The following is a 15,867-nucleotide window of genomic DNA, read 5'->3' as shown; positions in this document are numbered from 1 at the left end:
GCAAACGCCCGGCCTGACAAAAGCCAGACCGGGCGTTGCGTTTAGAGTCCGGACGCTGTGCCGTGCATTTGCATGCTACGGCCCATCGTGGCCCTTGAAGTGCGCGAGTCAGAGGCTGCGAGCAACCTGAACCTTCTCGAAGACTTCGATCTTGTCGCCGACTTTGACGTCGTTGTAGCTCTTCACGCCGATACCGCATTCCATGCCGGCACGCACTTCGGAAGCGTCATCCTTGAAGCGGCGCAGGGATTCCAGCTCGCCTTCGAAGATAACGATGTCTTCACGCAGTACACGGATCGGACGGTTACGGTGCACAACACCTTCGATCACCATGCAACCGGCGATCGCGCCAAACTTCGGCGAACGGAACACGTCACGCACTTCGGCCACACCCAGGATGTTCTCGCGAACATCGCTGCCGAGCATGCCGGTCAGGGCTTTCTTGACGTCTTCGATGATGTCGTAGATCACGTTGTAGTAACGCATATCCAGACCTTCCTGCTCGACGATCTTGCGGGCGCCGGCATCGGCACGCACGTTGAAGCCGAACAGTACAGCGTTGGAAGCCAGTGCCAGGTTGGCGTCGGATTCGGTGATACCACCGACACCGCCACCCACGACGCGCACTTGAACTTCGTCGTTGCCCAGGCCATTCAAGGCACCGTTCAACGCTTCCAGCGAACCACGGACGTCGGATTTGAGGACGATGTTGAGCGTCTTCTTCTCGGCCTGACCCATGTTTTCGAAGATGTTTTCCAGCTTGCCGGCGTGAGCACGAGCCAGTTTGACTTCGCGGAACTTGCCTTGACGGAACAGAGCCACTTCACGGGCTTTCTTCTCGTCGGCAACCACGCTCATCTCGTCGCCAGCGTCCGGGGTACCGTCCAGGCCGAGGATCTCGACAGGAATGGATGGACCCGCTTCCTTGATTGGCTTGCCGTTCTCGTCGAGCATGGCACGTACACGGCCGTAGTTCGAACCGACCAGGACCATGTCGCCTTGACGCAGCGTACCGTCCTGAACCAGCACGGTTGCGACTGGGCCGCGACCTTTGTCGAGACGCGATTCAACCACCACACCACGGCCAGGAGCCGACGGAGTAGCTTTCAGTTCGAGAACTTCGGCCTGCAGCAGAACGGCTTCAAGCAGCTCGTCCACGCCAGTACCCATCTTCGCCGAAACCGGAACGAAAGGCGTGTCGCCACCCCAGTCTTCGGAAGTCACGCCGTGAACCGACAGTTCGCTGCGGATGCGATCGAGATCGGCGCCCGGCTTGTCGATCTTGTTCACTGCTACCACCAGCGGTACGCCAGCTGCCTGAGCATGCTGAACCGCTTCGATGGTTTGTGGCATCACGCCGTCGTCCGCTGCAACCACGAGGATCACGATGTCGGTCGCCTTGGCACCACGGGCACGCATTGCGGTAAACGCAGCGTGACCCGGGGTGTCGAGGAAAGTGACCATGCCGCGATCAGTCTCTACGTGGTATGCACCGATGTGCTGGGTGATACCGCCGGCTTCGCCAGCAGCTACCTTGGCACGACGGATGTAGTCGAGCAGGGAAGTCTTACCGTGGTCAACGTGGCCCATTACGGTCACGACTGGTGCACGGGAGAACGACTCGCCTTCAAACTTCAGGGACTCGGCCAGGGAATCTTCCAGAGCGGTGTCGCTGACCAGGGTCACTTTGTGGCCCAGTTCTTCGGCTACCAGTTGAGCAGTTTCCTGATCAAGCACCTGGTTGATGGTCGCTGGGGTACCCAGTTTGAACATGAACTTGATGATTTCAGCCGCTTTGACCGACATCTGGTTGGCCAGGTCGCCAACCGTGATGGTCTCGCCGATCTGCACATCACGCACGACAGGGCCGGTTGGGCTCTGGAAACCGTGGGCGTTGCGCTTCTTCAGCTTGGCCTTGCCGCGACCACCACGACGGAAGCCATCGCTTTCTTCGTCGGTAGTGCGTGGCGCCACACGTGGCGCCGGGGCTTTTTCTTTGACCGATGCGCGATGCGGAGCGTTTTTGCGCTCGCCATCACCGCCACCGCTGCGACGATTGTTATCGTCGGCACGTGGCTTGTCCGGACGGCGCTGTTCGTTCTGCTTGTTGCGAACGTCAGCCGATGGAGCAGGAGCAGCAGCCACTACCGGTGCGCTTTCGCGAACAGGCTCAGCAGCAGCCGGCGCCGCAACGGCGTCGCTGGCAGCGGTTTGCGCAGCAGCAGGCTGGCGACGCGCTTCTTCTTCGGCGCGTTGCTTGGCTTCTTCTTCAGCCTTCTGACGGGCAGCATTTTCTACTGCGCGACGCTCATCCAGTTCACGCTTGCGCTCGGCTTCGATTTCTTCCGGGCTGCGCTGTACGAAAACTTTCTTCTTGCGAACTTCAACGCTGATGCTCTTGCTACCAGCCACACGCAGGGTGCTGGTGGTTTTACGCTGCAGCGTGATCTTGCGTGGTTCTTCCACTTTCGCCTTGTGACTGCTCTTCAAGTGAGTCAGCAGGGATTGCTTCTCACTGTCAGTCACATTTTCGTCGGCGGCGGTGTGCGGCAGACCTGCCTCACGCATCTGCTGCAACAGGCGCTCTACCGGTGTTTTGACCTCATCGGCCAGTTGTTTCACCGTGACTTGCGTCATGCACTTCTCTCCTCAGGCCGCGCCTAATTACTCGAACCAGTGGGCTCGGGCGGCCATGATCAACTTGCCGGCACGATCATCGTCAATGCCGTCGATGTCGAGCAGGTCGTCAATAGACTGCTCGGCCAGGTCTTCGCGGGTAATTACGCCGCGCACCGCCAGTTCCATCGCCAAATCCTTGTCCATACCCTCAAGCGAGAGCAGGTCTTCGGCCGGATGGGCGTCTGCCAGCTTTTCCTCAGTAGCGATGGCTTTGGTCAACAAGCGATCCTTGGCGCGAGCACGAAGCTCGTTGACGATGTCCTCGTCAAAGCCGTCGATGTTGAGCATTTCCTCCACCGGTACGTAGGCAATCTCTTCCAGGCTGGTGAAGCCTTCATCTACCAGCACCTGAGCCAGTTCTTCGTCGACTTCCAGCTCGTCGATGAAGTTGCGCAGGATGTCGCCGGTTTCTGCTTGCTGCTTAGCCTGGATGTCCGATTCGGTCATCACGTTCAGGGTCCAGCCAGTCAACTGGCTGGCCAGACGCACGTTCTGACCACCGCGACCGATGGCCTGAGCCAGATTGTCTGCGCCAACGGCGATGTCCATGGCATGGGCATCTTCGTCAACGATAATTGCCGCAACCTCGGCCGGGGACATGGCGTTGATCACGAACTGGGCCGGGTTGTCGTCCCACAGCACGATATCAACACGCTCACCGCCCAACTCACCCGATACCGCCTGGACGCGCGAACCGCGCATACCGATGCAGGCACCTTGTGGGTCGATGCGCTTGTCCTTGGAGCGGACGGCGATCTTGGCGCGCGAACCCGGATCACGGGAGGCGGCCATGACCTCGATGAGGCCTTCAGCAATTTCCGGCACTTCGATACGGAACAGCTCGATCAGCATTTCCGGCGCGGTACGCGACAGGATCAGCTGCGGGCCGCGGTTCTCAGTGCGGATTTCCTTGAGCAGCGCACGCAGACGCACGCCGACACGGAAGGTTTCGCGAGAAATGATGTCTTCACGGGCCAGCAACGCTTCAGCGTTGTTGCCCAGATCGACGATCACGTTGTCGCGGGTAACTTTTTTCACGGTGCCGGAGATGATTTCTCCCAGGCGCTCGCGATAGGCGTCGACCACTTGAGCGCGCTCGGCTTCGCGAACTTTCTGCACGATGACCTGCTTGGCAGTCTGTGCAGCGATGCGGCCGAACTCGATGGATTCGATTTTCTCTTCGACGACGTCACCGACCTTGGCGCCAGGATGCGTTTCGGCAACCTTGCTTGGCCAGGTCTCGATGGCCGGATCGTCGAGATCATTCTCTTCGACGACCGTCCAGCGACGGAAGGTTTCGTAGGAACCGGTGTGGCGGTTGATTTCCACACGCAGGTCCACTTCGTCTTCGAAACGCTTTTTGGTAGCAGTGGCCAGAGCCAGCTCCAGCGCTTCAAAAATTACGCTTGCCGGTACACCCTTTTCATTGGATACCGACTCAACAACCAGCAGTACTTCTTTGCTCATCGTACGCCTCGCCTTTCGCAAGCCATTGGATCCGCGGGATCCGCGTCTCAGTCAAAACTGGGAATAATGTTGGCCTTGTCGATCATATCGATCGGCAACAGGAACTCATGGTCTTCTACCTGCACCACGACGTCCTGCTCTTCTACACCGCGCAGAAGGCCCTGAAAGTTGCGTCGACCTTCGAAAGGCGAGCGCAGCTTGATCTTCACTTGTTCACCGGCAAATTTGGCAAACTGCTCAAGAGTGAACAGCGGGCGCTCCATGCCAGGCGAGGAAACTTCAAGGGTGTATTCAACGGAGATCGGATCTTCAACATCCAGAACACCGCTGATCTGACGGCTGACAATGGCGCAATCGTCCACCAGCACGCCACCCTCTTTATCGATATAAACGCGCAACATCGAGTGACGACCCTGAGCCGAAAACTCGATACCCCAGCATTCATAGCCCAGGGCCACGACCACCGGGGCCAGCAAGGCCTGCAACTCTTCTAGCTTGCTCGACACCTGAACCCCCTAGTGCATGATATGTGCATGCTTTGCAAAATAAAAAAATGGGCATAACGCCCATCCTTGAAACGCCGTCGAACAGCGGCGTTGAAAGTATCCAGCTAACAAAAAGCCCCTTAAAAGGGGCTCCTTAAACTGGTTGCGGGGGCCGGATTTGAACCGACGACCTTCGGGTTATGAGCCCGACGAGCTACCAGACTGCTCCACCCCGCGACAAAGCTGGGGCGGAAGTATACGACCGATCCCTTTTAGGGTCAATGTAACCTTCCACCTGCAAGAAAGCCCGCAACAGCGGGCTCTCCTGACTAATTGGTACCGAGAAGGGGACTCGAACCCCTACACCCTATGGGCACAACCACCTCAAGGTTGCGTGTCTACCAATTCCACCACCTCGGCAATACTACGTTTGAAACCCTTCTTACTTCTGCTCTTGAGCTGGAGGCACGTCAGTCGCTGGAGTAGCCGACTTTTGCTCTTGAAGCACCGGGACATCATCAGAAGCCGGTTGTTGCTTAGGAACTTCCAACACTGCTGGATCTGGCAAACCTGCTTGAGTCAGCTGATGAGCCTTCTCTTTAGCAAAGTAACCTAACCCCAAGCTGGTTATGAAGAAACCGGCGGCAAGTATAGCAGTAAACTTACTAAGAAAGGTAGAGGAACCTTGGCTTCCGAACACAGTATTTGAAGCACCTGCTCCGAAAGACGCGCCAGCGTCCGCACCCTTACCCTGCTGCAGCAAAACCAGAGCAACTACGCCCAATGCACCCAGCAGATGAAAAACGACTACGACTGTTTCCAGCATTTTTTCAGTTTCCCGCGGCGCGACAGATCGCACCGAACTCATCTGCATTCAGGGAAGCTCCACCAATGAGCCCCCCATCGATATCCGGCATGCCGAACAGTTCGACCGCATTGGCCGCCTTCACGCTGCCGCCGTATAGAAGCCGCACACCTCGTGCGACTTCAGAATTCTCTGCCGCCAACTGCTCGCGAATGGCCTTGTGCACATCCTGAGCCTGTTGCGGCGTTGCAGTCAGCCCGGTACCAATGGCCCAGACCGGCTCGTAAGCAATCACTGCCTTGGCAAACGCACCGACACCCAGCTCCTCGATGATGCTGCCAAGCTGACGCCCGACAACCTCAAGAGTTTTTCCGGCTTCGCGCTGCTCGAGGGTCTCCCCTACACACAACACCGGAATCAAGCCACATGCCTGTGCCGCTGCGAACTTGCGATTCAGCATCCCGTCTCGCTCGCCGAGAATCTGGCGGCGCTCGGAGTGCCCGACAAGCACCAGGGAACAACCTGCATCCACCAGTTGGCTGGGAGCAATCTCACCAGTCAACGCACCTTGCATGGCTTCCACCGCAGAATTCTGCGCACCGATCGAAATCGACTTGCCTTTCAAGCCATCAATCACTTGATTGATATACAAGCAAGGCGGGAACACCGCGACATCAACACCGCTTGGCAAGGCCAGATGACGAAGGCCGTTGATCAGCTCAGCGACGCTGGCGCGGGTACCGTGCATCTTCCAGTTACCAGCTACCATAGGGCGACGCATGCTGTACCTCGTCGGTCAAAGTGGGCGCAGATGTTACCCAACACATTCATGGCTTGCAAGCCGTATCAGGCAGAAACTTCAGTTACCAGTTTTGCCAGCTCTTCGGCATAGCCGCGAACCTGGTTTTCGTCTTCGCCTTCGACCATGACGCGCACCAGAGGCTCTGTACCGGACTTGCGCAGAAGCACGCGGCCGCGCCCCGCCATCGCCTGAGTGACACGGGCACTGGCCTCCTTGACAGCCGGATGGTCCAGCGGGCTTTCACCGCCGCCGAAGCGGACGTTGATCAGCACCTGCGGGCACTTGCGCAACGCCTGCCGGGTTTGTGCAAGACCTTCGTTACGGGATTTCAGGGCCATCAACACCTGCAAGGCGGCGATGATCGCGTCCCCCGTGGTGGTGTGGTTGAAGCAGACCACATGCCCGGAATTTTCCCCGCCAATGAGCCAGTTGCGCTCCTGGAGTTCGGCGATCACGTAGCGGTCACCGACATTGGCGCGAACGAACGGGATCGACAGATCTGCCAATGCCAGCTCGAGGCCGAGGTTGCTCATCAACGTACCGACAACACCGCCCTGCAGTTTTCCGCGCTCGTGCAGATCGCGAGCGATGATAAACAGCAGATCGTCACCATCGACGATGGTGCCGGTGTGATCGACCATCAACACGCGATCGCCATCGCCATCGAAAGCGATGCCGAGGTCGGCATGTTCAGCCAGCACCGCAGCCTGCAACGGCCCCATGTGCGTGGAACCGCAGTTATCGTTGATGTTCAGCCCGTTCGGCTGAGCAGACAGCACGACGACTTCGGCACCCAGCTCACGGAAGACGCTCGGTGCAACCTTATAAGTGGCACCGTGCGCACAATCGATGACGATTTTCAGACCGGCGAAACTGGTCCCGGTAGGCACACTGCTTTTGCAGAACTCGATGTAGCGACCCGATGCATCATTGATTCGCGAGACTTTGCCGATCTTGCTCGACTCGACGACGGTCATCGGCGTATCGAGCAACTCTTCGATCATCAATTCCAATTCATCCGGCAGCTTGGTGCCTTTGCCGGAGAAGAACTTGATGCCGTTGTCATCATGCGGATTGTGCGATGCACTGATCACGATCCCGGCCTCTGCCTGGAAAGTGCGCGACAGATAGGCGATGGCAGGCGTCGGCATCGGGCCGAGCAGCATCACATCGGCACCCGCCGAGGTCAGGCCCGCCTCCAGTGCCGATTCGAACATATAGCCGGAGATCCGCGTGTCCTTGCCGACCAGCACCTTGCAGGCACCCATCTTGCGGAAAGCCATGCCAGCCGCCCAGCCGAGCTTGAGCATGAAGTCAGGCGTGATCGGGTATTCACCTACGCGACCGCGAATGCCGTCGGTACCAAAATATTTCTTGCTCATAAGTGCTCCATCATTCTTATTCGGCTGATTCTACGGCCGCGATCATTCGCACTACATCGACAGTTTCCGCCACATCGTGGACGCGCAATATCCGCGCGCCCTTGACCGACGCCAGCGCTGCCAGCGCCAGGCCGCCATGCAGACGCTCGCCCACGGGACGATTCAAAGCGTGGCCAATCATACTCTTGCGTGAAACACCTACCAGCAAAGGTCGACCCAGCGCATGCAGGGCCTCCATGTGCTTGAACAAGCTTAGATTGTGCTGCAGGGTTTTGGCGAAGCCGAAGCCGGGATCGAGAATGATCCGCTCGGCAGGGATGCCCGCCTGCGCGCATTGATCCATGCGTTCGGCGAGAAACTCACCGACCTCGCGAGTGACATCCTGATACCGCGGATTGTCCTGCATATCCCCCGGTTCGCCGAGCATATGCATGAGACAGACCGGCAACCCTGTCGCGGCCGCCGCGTCCAGCGCACCATCGCGACGCAACGAACGCACATCATTGATCAGGCCAGCACCGAGCCGTGCGGTTTCGCGCATGACTGCCGGGGTGGAAGTATCGACCGAGATGATGACATCCAGCTCGCGATTGATCAGCTCGACAATCGGCGCGACGCGCTCGAGCTCCTCCAGAGGAGAAACCGCACGCGCACCCGGCCGGGTCGATTCGCCGCCAACATCGATCAGCGTCGCGCCAGCCAACACCATGGCTTCGGCGTGGCGCAAAGCCGCATCGAGCTGGCTATAGCGACCACCATCGGAGAAAGAATCAGGAGTGACATTGAGAATGCCCATGACATGCGTCTGGGCCAAATCAAGAACCCGGTTGCCGCAAGGCAACCGGGTCAGGGACTGAACAGAAGTCATTTCAAGCCTTAAACGTCAGCAGCCGGACCGCCAATCGGTTTTTCCGGACGCTCATCCTGCACGACAGGTGGCGGAGGCGTACCGGTGCCACCCGACCAGTCGCGAGGCTCGCGTGGTGTGCGGCCGGCCATGATGTCGTCGATCTGCTCGGCATCGATGGTTTCGTACTTCATCAGCGCATCAGCCATGGCATCCAGCTTGTCACGGTTATCCGTGAGAATCTGCTTGGCGGTGCCGTAGCACTGATCAATGATGCTGCGCACTTCGGAGTCGATCAGCTTGGCGGTCTCACCGGAGAAGCTCGCAGCCTGACCACCACCGCCACGACCGAGGAACACTTCACCCTCTTCTTCGGCATACATCAGCGGACCGAGTTTTTCCGACAAGCCCCACTTGGTCACCATGTTCCGGGCAATCTGACTTGCACGCATGATGTCGTTGGACGCACCGGTGGTCACACCGTCGAAGCCCAGGGTCATTTCTTCAGCGATACGGCCACCGTACAGCGAGCAGATCTGGCTGATCAGGGCACGCTTGGACAGGCTGTAGCGATCTTCTTCCGGCAGGAACATCGTCACACCCAGCGCACGACCGCGCGGGATGATCGACACCTTGTAGACCGGATCATGCTCAGGCACAACGCGACCGACGATGGCGTGGCCAGCTTCGTGGTAAGCAGTGTTCTGCTTTTCTTTCTCGGACATGACCATGGATTTGCGCTCGGCGCCCATCATGATCTTGTCTTTGGCCAGTTCGAACTCTTTCATCTCGACGATGCGTTTGCCGCTACGAGCAGCGAACAACGACGCTTCGTTGACCAGGTTGGCCAGGTCAGCACCGGAGAAGCCCGGAGTGCCACGTGCGATCACTGCCGGAGCAACGTCGTCGCCCATTGGCACTTTGCGCATGTGCACTTTAAGAATCTGCTCGCGACCACGAATATCTGGCAAGCCAACCACCACTTGACGGTCGAAACGGCCCGGACGCAGCAGCGCAGGGTCGAGTACGTCCGGACGGTTGGTTGCAGCAATGACGATGATGCCGTCATTCATTTCGAAGCCGTCCATCTCCACCAGCAACTGGTTGAGAGTCTGCTCACGCTCGTCATGACCGCCACCCATGCCGGCGCCACGATGGCGACCTACGGCATCGATTTCGTCGATGAAGATGATGCAAGGGGCATGTTTTTTGGCTTGTTCGAACATATCGCGGACACGGCTCGCGCCGACACCCACGAACATTTCGACGAAGTCGGAACCGGAAATAGTGAAGAACGGCACTTTCGCTTCGCCAGCGATCGCCTTGGCCAGCAAGGTTTTACCGGTACCCGGCGGGCCGACCATCAGCACACCGCGCGGGATGCGGCCACCCAGACGCTGGAACTTGCCCGGATCACGCAGGAACTCAACCAGCTCGCCGACTTCTTCCTTGGCTTCGTCGCAACCGGCAACGTCAGCCAACGTGGTTTTCACCTGATCTTCGGAGAGCAGGCGCGCCTTGCTCTTGCCGAAGCTCATCGGCCCGCCCTTGCCACCGGCACCGCCCTGCATCTGGCGCATGAAGAACATGAACACCGCAATGATCACCAGGATCGGGAAGCTGGCTACCAGGAGCTGGGTCCAGATGCTTTGCTGTTCAGGCTGCTTGCCTTCAACCACAACGTGATTGTCTACCAGATCGCCGATCAGGCCATTGTCCTGAATTGCCGGACGAATGGTCTTGAAGCTGTCGCCATCGGTGCGCTTGCCGGTAATCACATAGCCGTCAACAGCTACGCGCTCGACCTTGCCATCCTTGACCTGCTGGATGAAGTCGGAATAGTTGAGGGTCTGCGGCTCGTTAGGGCTGGAGAAGTTGTTCATCACCGTCACCAGGACTGCCGCGATGATCAACCACAGGATCAGATTCTTTGCCATATCGTTCAATTAACTACCCTCTGAAGCAAGCTCCGCTACTGGCGCGCGCTTCGCATGATATTCACCGGCCTAACTTACTACATTACCTACAACTCTGGCAGGCGCCGTCTGTAACCCTTTGTGAAACACTTTCTACACAATATTCGCTTATGCCTGCAGAGCGAAATATGAAAAACCTATCGCCCCGCTGAAAAACCTCGTTTTACGCATCACCGCCGCGATAACCCCAGGCCAGCATGTACTGCTCACGGGAGCTGCCACGGGAAGAGTCTGGCTTGATCATCTGGATCTTGTCGAATTTCTTCCGAGCATCCTTCAGATAAACATCGAACCCTTCGCCCTGAAAAATCTTGATGACGAAATTGCCACCGGGTTTGAGGATCCGTTCCGCCAGGTCCAGCGCCAGCTCACAGAGGAACATGGCCTTGGGCATATCCACTTCGGGCGTACCACTCATATTGGGGGCCATATCGGAAATCACAAGGTCCACCTGCGAATTACCCACGGCCTCAAGGATCTCAGCGAGCACCGAGTCCTCAGTGAAGTCGCCCTGGATAAAATGCACGTCCGGAATGCTGTCCATTTCGAGGATGTCCGAGGCGATCAGACGCCCCTGCCCACCGATCAGCCGACTGGTGACCTGCGACCAGCCACCTGGCGCCGCGCCGAGGTCGACCACGCTCATGCCCGGGCGGATGAGTTTGTATTTTTCCTGGATCTCCAGAAGCTTGTAACTCGCACGCGAGCGGTAGCCATCCTTCTGCGCCTGCTTCACATAAGGATCGTTGACATGTCTTTTCAGCCAACCAAGGCTTGTCTTGGAACGCGCCATTGGGCACCTCGATGATTAGGGTCGTGATTAGTTGGGCGGATCCACGAACCCTCGGGTAAAATGGCCGCCATTTTACAGAATCCAGACGAAAGGGTCAGATTATGCCGCTCACTCCAGAGCAGAAGAAACAGTACAAATCCATCGGCCACCACCTCAAACCAGTGTTGATGGTAGCGGACAACGGTTTGACTGAAGGTGTTTTAGCCGAACTTGAACGCGCCCTGGCGGATCACGAGCTGATCAAGATCAAGCTCAATATCCTCGACCGCGAGTCGCGCCTGGCGCACATCGCCGAGCTGTGCAAGGTCGGCAAAGCGGACCTGGTCCAGGTCATCGGCAAGATGGCTCTGGTCTACCGCAAGAACTTCAGCGCCAACAAGCAGCTGTCGAACGTTCATCGCTTCAAGTGATGCGCAGGGTCAAGGGTGTGCTTCGCGCACCCTGCCACTCCATCCCGGCACCGGCTGCATGACCAGCACCAGCCCGGAAAATCCCAGTACCAGATAACTGAATACCTGCCAGCGCTGGGCATCCGGCCAGCCGACACGCACGGCGACATACATCGCGCACGCGTACAACGCCATCAACAGCACCTGCCCGCGAAAATCCCGCCATAGACTGCCAAGGCCCTCGGCCTGTACCAGCACCAAAGCCTGAAAGATCACGCACAAAGCGGCGAACCCCACCACCAGCACTTCGAATGCACTGGCGACTTCGTCGATCAACAGCGGCGCGAGTCCGATCTGGCCCAACGCCGGCTGCAAACCGATATGAATCAACCATAGGCCACCGACCCAAAGCATCTGGGTCAGTTGCCAAAGCATGGCGCCCGCATGCAGCGGGCGCCTTCTTTCAGATGTGACGAACTTCGACAATCTCGTACTCGATCACGCCGCTTGGCGTTTTGACGGCGACGACGTCACCCTCTTCCTTGCCGATCAAGGCACGGGCCAGCGGCGAACCGACGGAGATCTTGCCGAGTTTGAAGTCAGCCTCATCCTCACCCACGATGTGGTAAGTGACGCTTTCATCTGTCTCGACGTTGGCGATCTCGACGGTGGTACCGAAAATCACTTTACCGGTGTGAGGAATGGTCGTGACGTCGATGATGACCTGATTCTGAATCCGGCCTTCGATATCACGAATACGCGCTTCGACCATGCCTTGCTGTTCGCGGGCAGCATGGTATTCAGCATTTTCCTTCAGGTCACCCAACTCGCGGGCCGTACCGATGTCCTGGCTGAGCTTCGGACGAACGACCTTGGTCAGGTGAGCATGTTCTTCTTCCAGGGCGCGAGCGCCCTGAACAGTCATTGGGTACTTGGTTATGCTCATGCCTTCAATCCTGCGTGTAGATCCTGCAAGCGGCGCACGGTCTTTTCCGGACCGAACTTCAGCGCTTCGCAGATCGCTTCGCCCGCAGCGATGGTGGTGGTGCAGTAGATCTTGTGCTGCAGGGCATTGCGACGAATGGAGTACGAATCGGCAATCGACTGACGACCTTCGGTGGTGTTGATGATCAGCGTGACTTCGTCATTCTTGATCATGTCGACCACGTGCGGACGACCCTCGGTTACCTTGTTCACGCGGCGCACTTTCAGGCCTGCCGCTTCGATCAGCTTGGCAGTGCCGGCAGTGGCGACCACTTCGAAGCCCAAGTTGATCAGATCACGGGCCACGCCCGCAACCAGTGGCTTGTCGTCATCGCGCACGCTGATGAAAGCGGTACCGCCGGTCGGCAGCACTTCGCTGGCGCCCATTTGCGCCTTGGCGAATGCTTCACCGAAGGTGTCGCCGACGCCCATCACTTCACCGGTCGACTTCATCTCTGGGCCGAGGATCGGGTCAACGCCAGGGAACTTGGCGAACGGGAACACCGCTTCTTTAACGCTGTAGAAGTTCGGGATGATTTCTTTGGTGAAGCCGATTTCCTTCAAGGTCTTACCGGCCATCACGCGGGCAGCGATCATGGCCAGGGAAACACCGATGCACTTGGAAACGAACGGTACGGTACGCGAGGCGCGCGGGTTGACTTCGATGACGTAGATGTCTTCGCCCTGCAAGGCCAACTGCACGTTCATCAGGCCGACAACGCCCAGTTCCAGAGCCATTTTCTTGACCTGTTCGCGCATCTCGTCCTGGATGTGCGCCGGCAGCGAGTACGGCGGCAGCGAGCATGCGGAGTCACCGGAGTGAACGCCAGCTTGTTCGATGTGCTGCATGATCGCGCCGATGACGACGTCTTTACCGTCGCAAACCGCATCCACGTCCATTTCGATGGCGCAATTGAGGAAGTGGTCGAGCAACACCGGGCTGTCGTTGGACACTTGCACCGCGTCACGCAGATAGCGCTTGAGTTCGTCTTCCTTGTAAACGATTTCCATCGCACGGCCGCCCAACACGTAGGACGGGCGCACCACCAGCGGATAACCGATCTTCGCCGCAGCGCGAACAGCTTCATCTTCGCTACGCACAGTGGCGTTTGGCGGCTGACGCAGGTTCAGGCGCTCGACCATTTGCTGGAAGCGCTCGCGGTCTTCCGCGCGGTCGATGGCGTCAGGGCTGGTGCCGATGATCGGCACGCCAGCAGCTTCCAGAGCACGAGCCAGTTTCAGCGGAGTCTGGCCGCCGTACTGGACGATCACGCCTTTCGGCTTCTCGACGCGGCAGATTTCCAGCACGTCTTCCAGGGTCACTGGTTCGAAGTACAGACGGTCGGAGGTGTCGTAGTCGGTGGAGACGGTTTCCGGGTTGCAGTTGACCATGATGGTTTCGTAGCCGTCTTCGCGCAGAGCGAGAGCAGCGTGAACGCAGCAGTAGTCGAACTCGATGCCCTGGCCGATACGGTTCGGACCGCCGCCCAGGATCATGATCTTGTCGCGACCCGACGGCGCGGCTTCGCACTCTTCCTCGTAGGTCGAGTAGAGGTAAGCAGTGTCGGTGGCGAATTCGGCGGCGCAGGTGTCAACGCGCTTGTAGACCGGGAACACTTCCAGCTTCTGACGGTGCGTACGCAGGTTTTTCTCGGTCACGCCCAGCAGCTTGGCCAGACGCTGATCGGAGAAGCCTTTGCGCTTGAGCTTGAACATCAGATCACGGTCGATCGAGGACAGACCGAGGGTCTTGACCTTCTCTTCGTCCTTGATCAGGTCTTCGATCTGCACCAGGAACCAAGGGTCAATCATGTTCATGCCGAAGATATCTTCGACCGACAGACCGGCGCGGAAGGCGTCAGCCACGTACCAGATACGCTCGGCGCCCGGCACGGTCAGTTCGCGCTTGAGCACGCTCATGCTGTCCGGATTGCTCAGATCGAGCTTCTCGTCCAGACCGCAAACGCCGACTTCCAGGCCGCGCAGGGCTTTCTGCAGGGATTCCTGGAAGGTCCGGCCAATGGCCATGACTTCACCGACCGACTTCATTTGCGTGGTCAGGCGCGCATCAGCCTTGGCGAATTTCTCGAAGGCGAAGCGTGGCAGCTTGGTGACGACGTAGTCGATCGACGGCTCGAAGGACGCCGGGGTCTTGCCGCCGGTGATGTCGTTCGACAGTTCATCAAGGGTGTAACCCACAGCCAGTTTGGCCGCGACCTTGGCGATCGGGAAACCGGTGGCTTTCGAAGCCAGTGCCGAGGAACGTGAAACACGCGGGTTCATTTCGATCACGACCATACGGCCGGTGTTCGGGCAGATGCCGAACTGCACGTTGGAACCGCCAGTCTCGACGCCGATCTCGCGCAGTACCGCCAACGAGGCGTTACGCAGGATCTGGTATTCCTTGTCGGTCAGGGTCTGTGCCGGTGCAACAGTGATCGAGTCGCCGGTGTGCACGCCCATCGGGTCGAAGTTTTCGATCGAGCAGACGATGATGCAGTTGTCCTTTTTGTCGCGGACAACTTCCATTTCGTATTCTTTCCAGCCGATCAGCGATTCATCGATCAGCAGCTCTTTGGTCGGCGACAGGTCCAGACCGCGGGCGCAGATTTCTTCGAACTCTTCACGGTTGTAAGCGATACCGCCACCGGTGCCGCCCATGGTGAAGGACGGACGGATGATGCACGGGAAACCGAGGGTTTCGAGAACCGCGTTGGCCTCTTCCATGCTGTGGGCGATGCCAGAACGCGGGCACGCCAGGCCGATGGATTTCATCGCCTTGTCGAAACGCGAACGGTCTTCAGCCTTGTCGATGGTGTCGGCGTTGGCACCGATCATCTCTACGCCGAACTTCTCCAGAACGCCTTCGCGCTCCAGATCCAGGGCGCAGTTCAGAGCGGTCTGGCCGCCCATGGTTGGCAGAACGGCGTCCGGACGCTCTTTTTCGATGATCTTGGCCACGGTCTGCCACTTGATCGGCTCGATGTAGGTGGCGTCGGCCATGTCCGGGTCGGTCATGATGGTGGCCGGGTTGGAGTTCACCAGGATGACGCGGTAACCCTCTTCGCGCAGGGCTTTGCAGGCCTGGGCGCCGGAGTAGTCGAATTCACAGGCCTGGCCGATCACGATCGGGCCAGCGCCGAGAATCAGGATGCTTTTAATGTCTGTACGTTTTGGCATGGGTTGTCACTCAAATCCGCAGGTCAGTCGGCAAGCCGTCTTGATCGATTTCTGAAGTCCCGAAGGGGCCACCGGTGC

The 15,867-nt window shown here is 58.4% G+C and carries 13 protein-coding genes and 2 tRNA genes; 1 reads left to right on the top strand and 14 read right to left on the bottom strand.

Annotated features, from left to right (window positions below):
- Nucleotides 1-108: 108 nt before the first annotated feature.
- From infB to rlmE, 11 genes are all read right to left on the bottom strand, one after another.
- Nucleotides 109-2,637 (bottom strand): translation initiation factor IF-2, encoded by a 2,529-nt coding sequence (infB, locus tag ACZZZ4_RS12775; RefSeq protein WP_415763661.1) that lies wholly within the window; start codon nt 2,635-2,637, stop codon nt 109-111.
- A 27-nt stretch (nt 2,638-2,664) separates the two neighbouring features.
- Nucleotides 2,665-4,146, bottom strand: a complete 1,482-nt coding sequence (gene nusA, locus ACZZZ4_RS12770; RefSeq protein WP_024011569.1) for a transcription termination factor NusA — start codon at nt 4,144-4,146, stop codon at nt 2,665-2,667.
- A gap of 47 nt (nt 4,147-4,193) precedes the next feature.
- The gene (gene rimP / locus ACZZZ4_RS12765; RefSeq protein ID WP_007973115.1) at nt 4,194-4,652 is read right to left on the bottom strand and encodes a ribosome maturation factor RimP; all 459 of its coding nucleotides are present in this window, start codon (nt 4,650-4,652) and stop codon (nt 4,194-4,196) included.
- A 139-nt stretch (nt 4,653-4,791) separates the two neighbouring features.
- A tRNA-Met gene (locus tag ACZZZ4_RS12760) sits at nt 4,792-4,868 on the bottom strand.
- Nucleotides 4,869-4,965: 97 nt separating this feature from the next.
- Nucleotides 4,966-5,051 (bottom strand) — tRNA-Leu (locus tag ACZZZ4_RS12755).
- Between the two features lie 22 nt (nt 5,052-5,073).
- Entirely contained in the window at nt 5,074-5,457 is a 384-nt protein-coding gene (gene secG, locus ACZZZ4_RS12750; protein ID WP_016771756.1) for a preprotein translocase subunit SecG, read from the bottom strand.
- A 4-nt stretch (nt 5,458-5,461) separates the two neighbouring features.
- Complete coding sequence (tpiA, locus tag ACZZZ4_RS12745; protein WP_310408104.1) at nt 5,462-6,217, bottom strand: triose-phosphate isomerase; 756 nt, start codon at nt 6,215-6,217, stop codon at nt 5,462-5,464.
- Nucleotides 6,218-6,282: 65 nt separating this feature from the next.
- Nucleotides 6,283-7,620: a phosphoglucosamine mutase gene (glmM, locus tag ACZZZ4_RS12740; protein ID WP_130000120.1), complete on the bottom strand. Its 1,338-nt coding sequence runs from the start codon at nt 7,618-7,620 to the stop codon at nt 6,283-6,285.
- 16 nt (nt 7,621-7,636) lie between these two features.
- Entirely contained in the window at nt 7,637-8,488 is an 852-nt protein-coding gene (folP, locus tag ACZZZ4_RS12735; RefSeq protein WP_415763662.1) for a dihydropteroate synthase, read from the bottom strand.
- A gap of 8 nt (nt 8,489-8,496) precedes the next feature.
- A complete protein-coding gene (ftsH, locus tag ACZZZ4_RS12730; protein ID WP_016771759.1) occupies nt 8,497-10,404 on the bottom strand; it encodes an ATP-dependent zinc metalloprotease FtsH in 1,908 nt (635 codons plus the stop codon).
- A 202-nt stretch (nt 10,405-10,606) separates the two neighbouring features.
- On the bottom strand, nt 10,607-11,236 hold the full coding sequence (gene rlmE / locus ACZZZ4_RS12725; protein WP_016771760.1) for a 23S rRNA (uridine(2552)-2'-O)-methyltransferase RlmE: 630 nt from the start codon (nt 11,234-11,236) through the stop codon (nt 10,607-10,609).
- 101 nt (nt 11,237-11,337) lie between these two features.
- Between rlmE and ACZZZ4_RS12720 the strand changes: the two genes are divergently transcribed.
- On the top strand, nt 11,338-11,646 hold the full coding sequence (locus tag ACZZZ4_RS12720) for a YhbY family RNA-binding protein (protein ID WP_463547965.1): 309 nt from the start codon (nt 11,338-11,340) through the stop codon (nt 11,644-11,646).
- A gap of 9 nt (nt 11,647-11,655) precedes the next feature.
- Here ACZZZ4_RS12720 and ACZZZ4_RS12715 read toward each other — a convergent pair whose 3' ends face one another.
- The 3 genes from ACZZZ4_RS12715 to carB are packed head-to-tail and all read right to left on the bottom strand — an operon-like array spanning nt 11,656 to nt 15,789.
- Nucleotides 11,656-12,060 carry a hypothetical protein gene (locus ACZZZ4_RS12715; protein WP_016771762.1) on the bottom strand — a complete coding sequence of 135 codons (405 nt, stop codon included), beginning with the start codon at nt 12,058-12,060 and terminating at the stop codon, nt 11,656-11,658.
- Between the two features lie 28 nt (nt 12,061-12,088).
- The gene (gene greA, locus ACZZZ4_RS12710) at nt 12,089-12,565 is read right to left on the bottom strand and encodes a transcription elongation factor GreA (RefSeq protein WP_038861135.1); all 477 of its coding nucleotides are present in this window, start codon (nt 12,563-12,565) and stop codon (nt 12,089-12,091) included.
- A gap of 2 nt (nt 12,566-12,567) precedes the next feature.
- Nucleotides 12,568-15,789: a carbamoyl-phosphate synthase large subunit gene (gene carB, locus ACZZZ4_RS12705; protein ID WP_016771764.1), complete on the bottom strand. Its 3,222-nt coding sequence runs from the start codon at nt 15,787-15,789 to the stop codon at nt 12,568-12,570.
- Between the last annotated feature and the right edge of the window lie 78 nt (nt 15,790-15,867).

Source organism: Pseudomonas sp. AC252, assembly GCF_979258105.1.
This window is presented reverse-complemented; position numbering and strand designations above follow the sequence as displayed.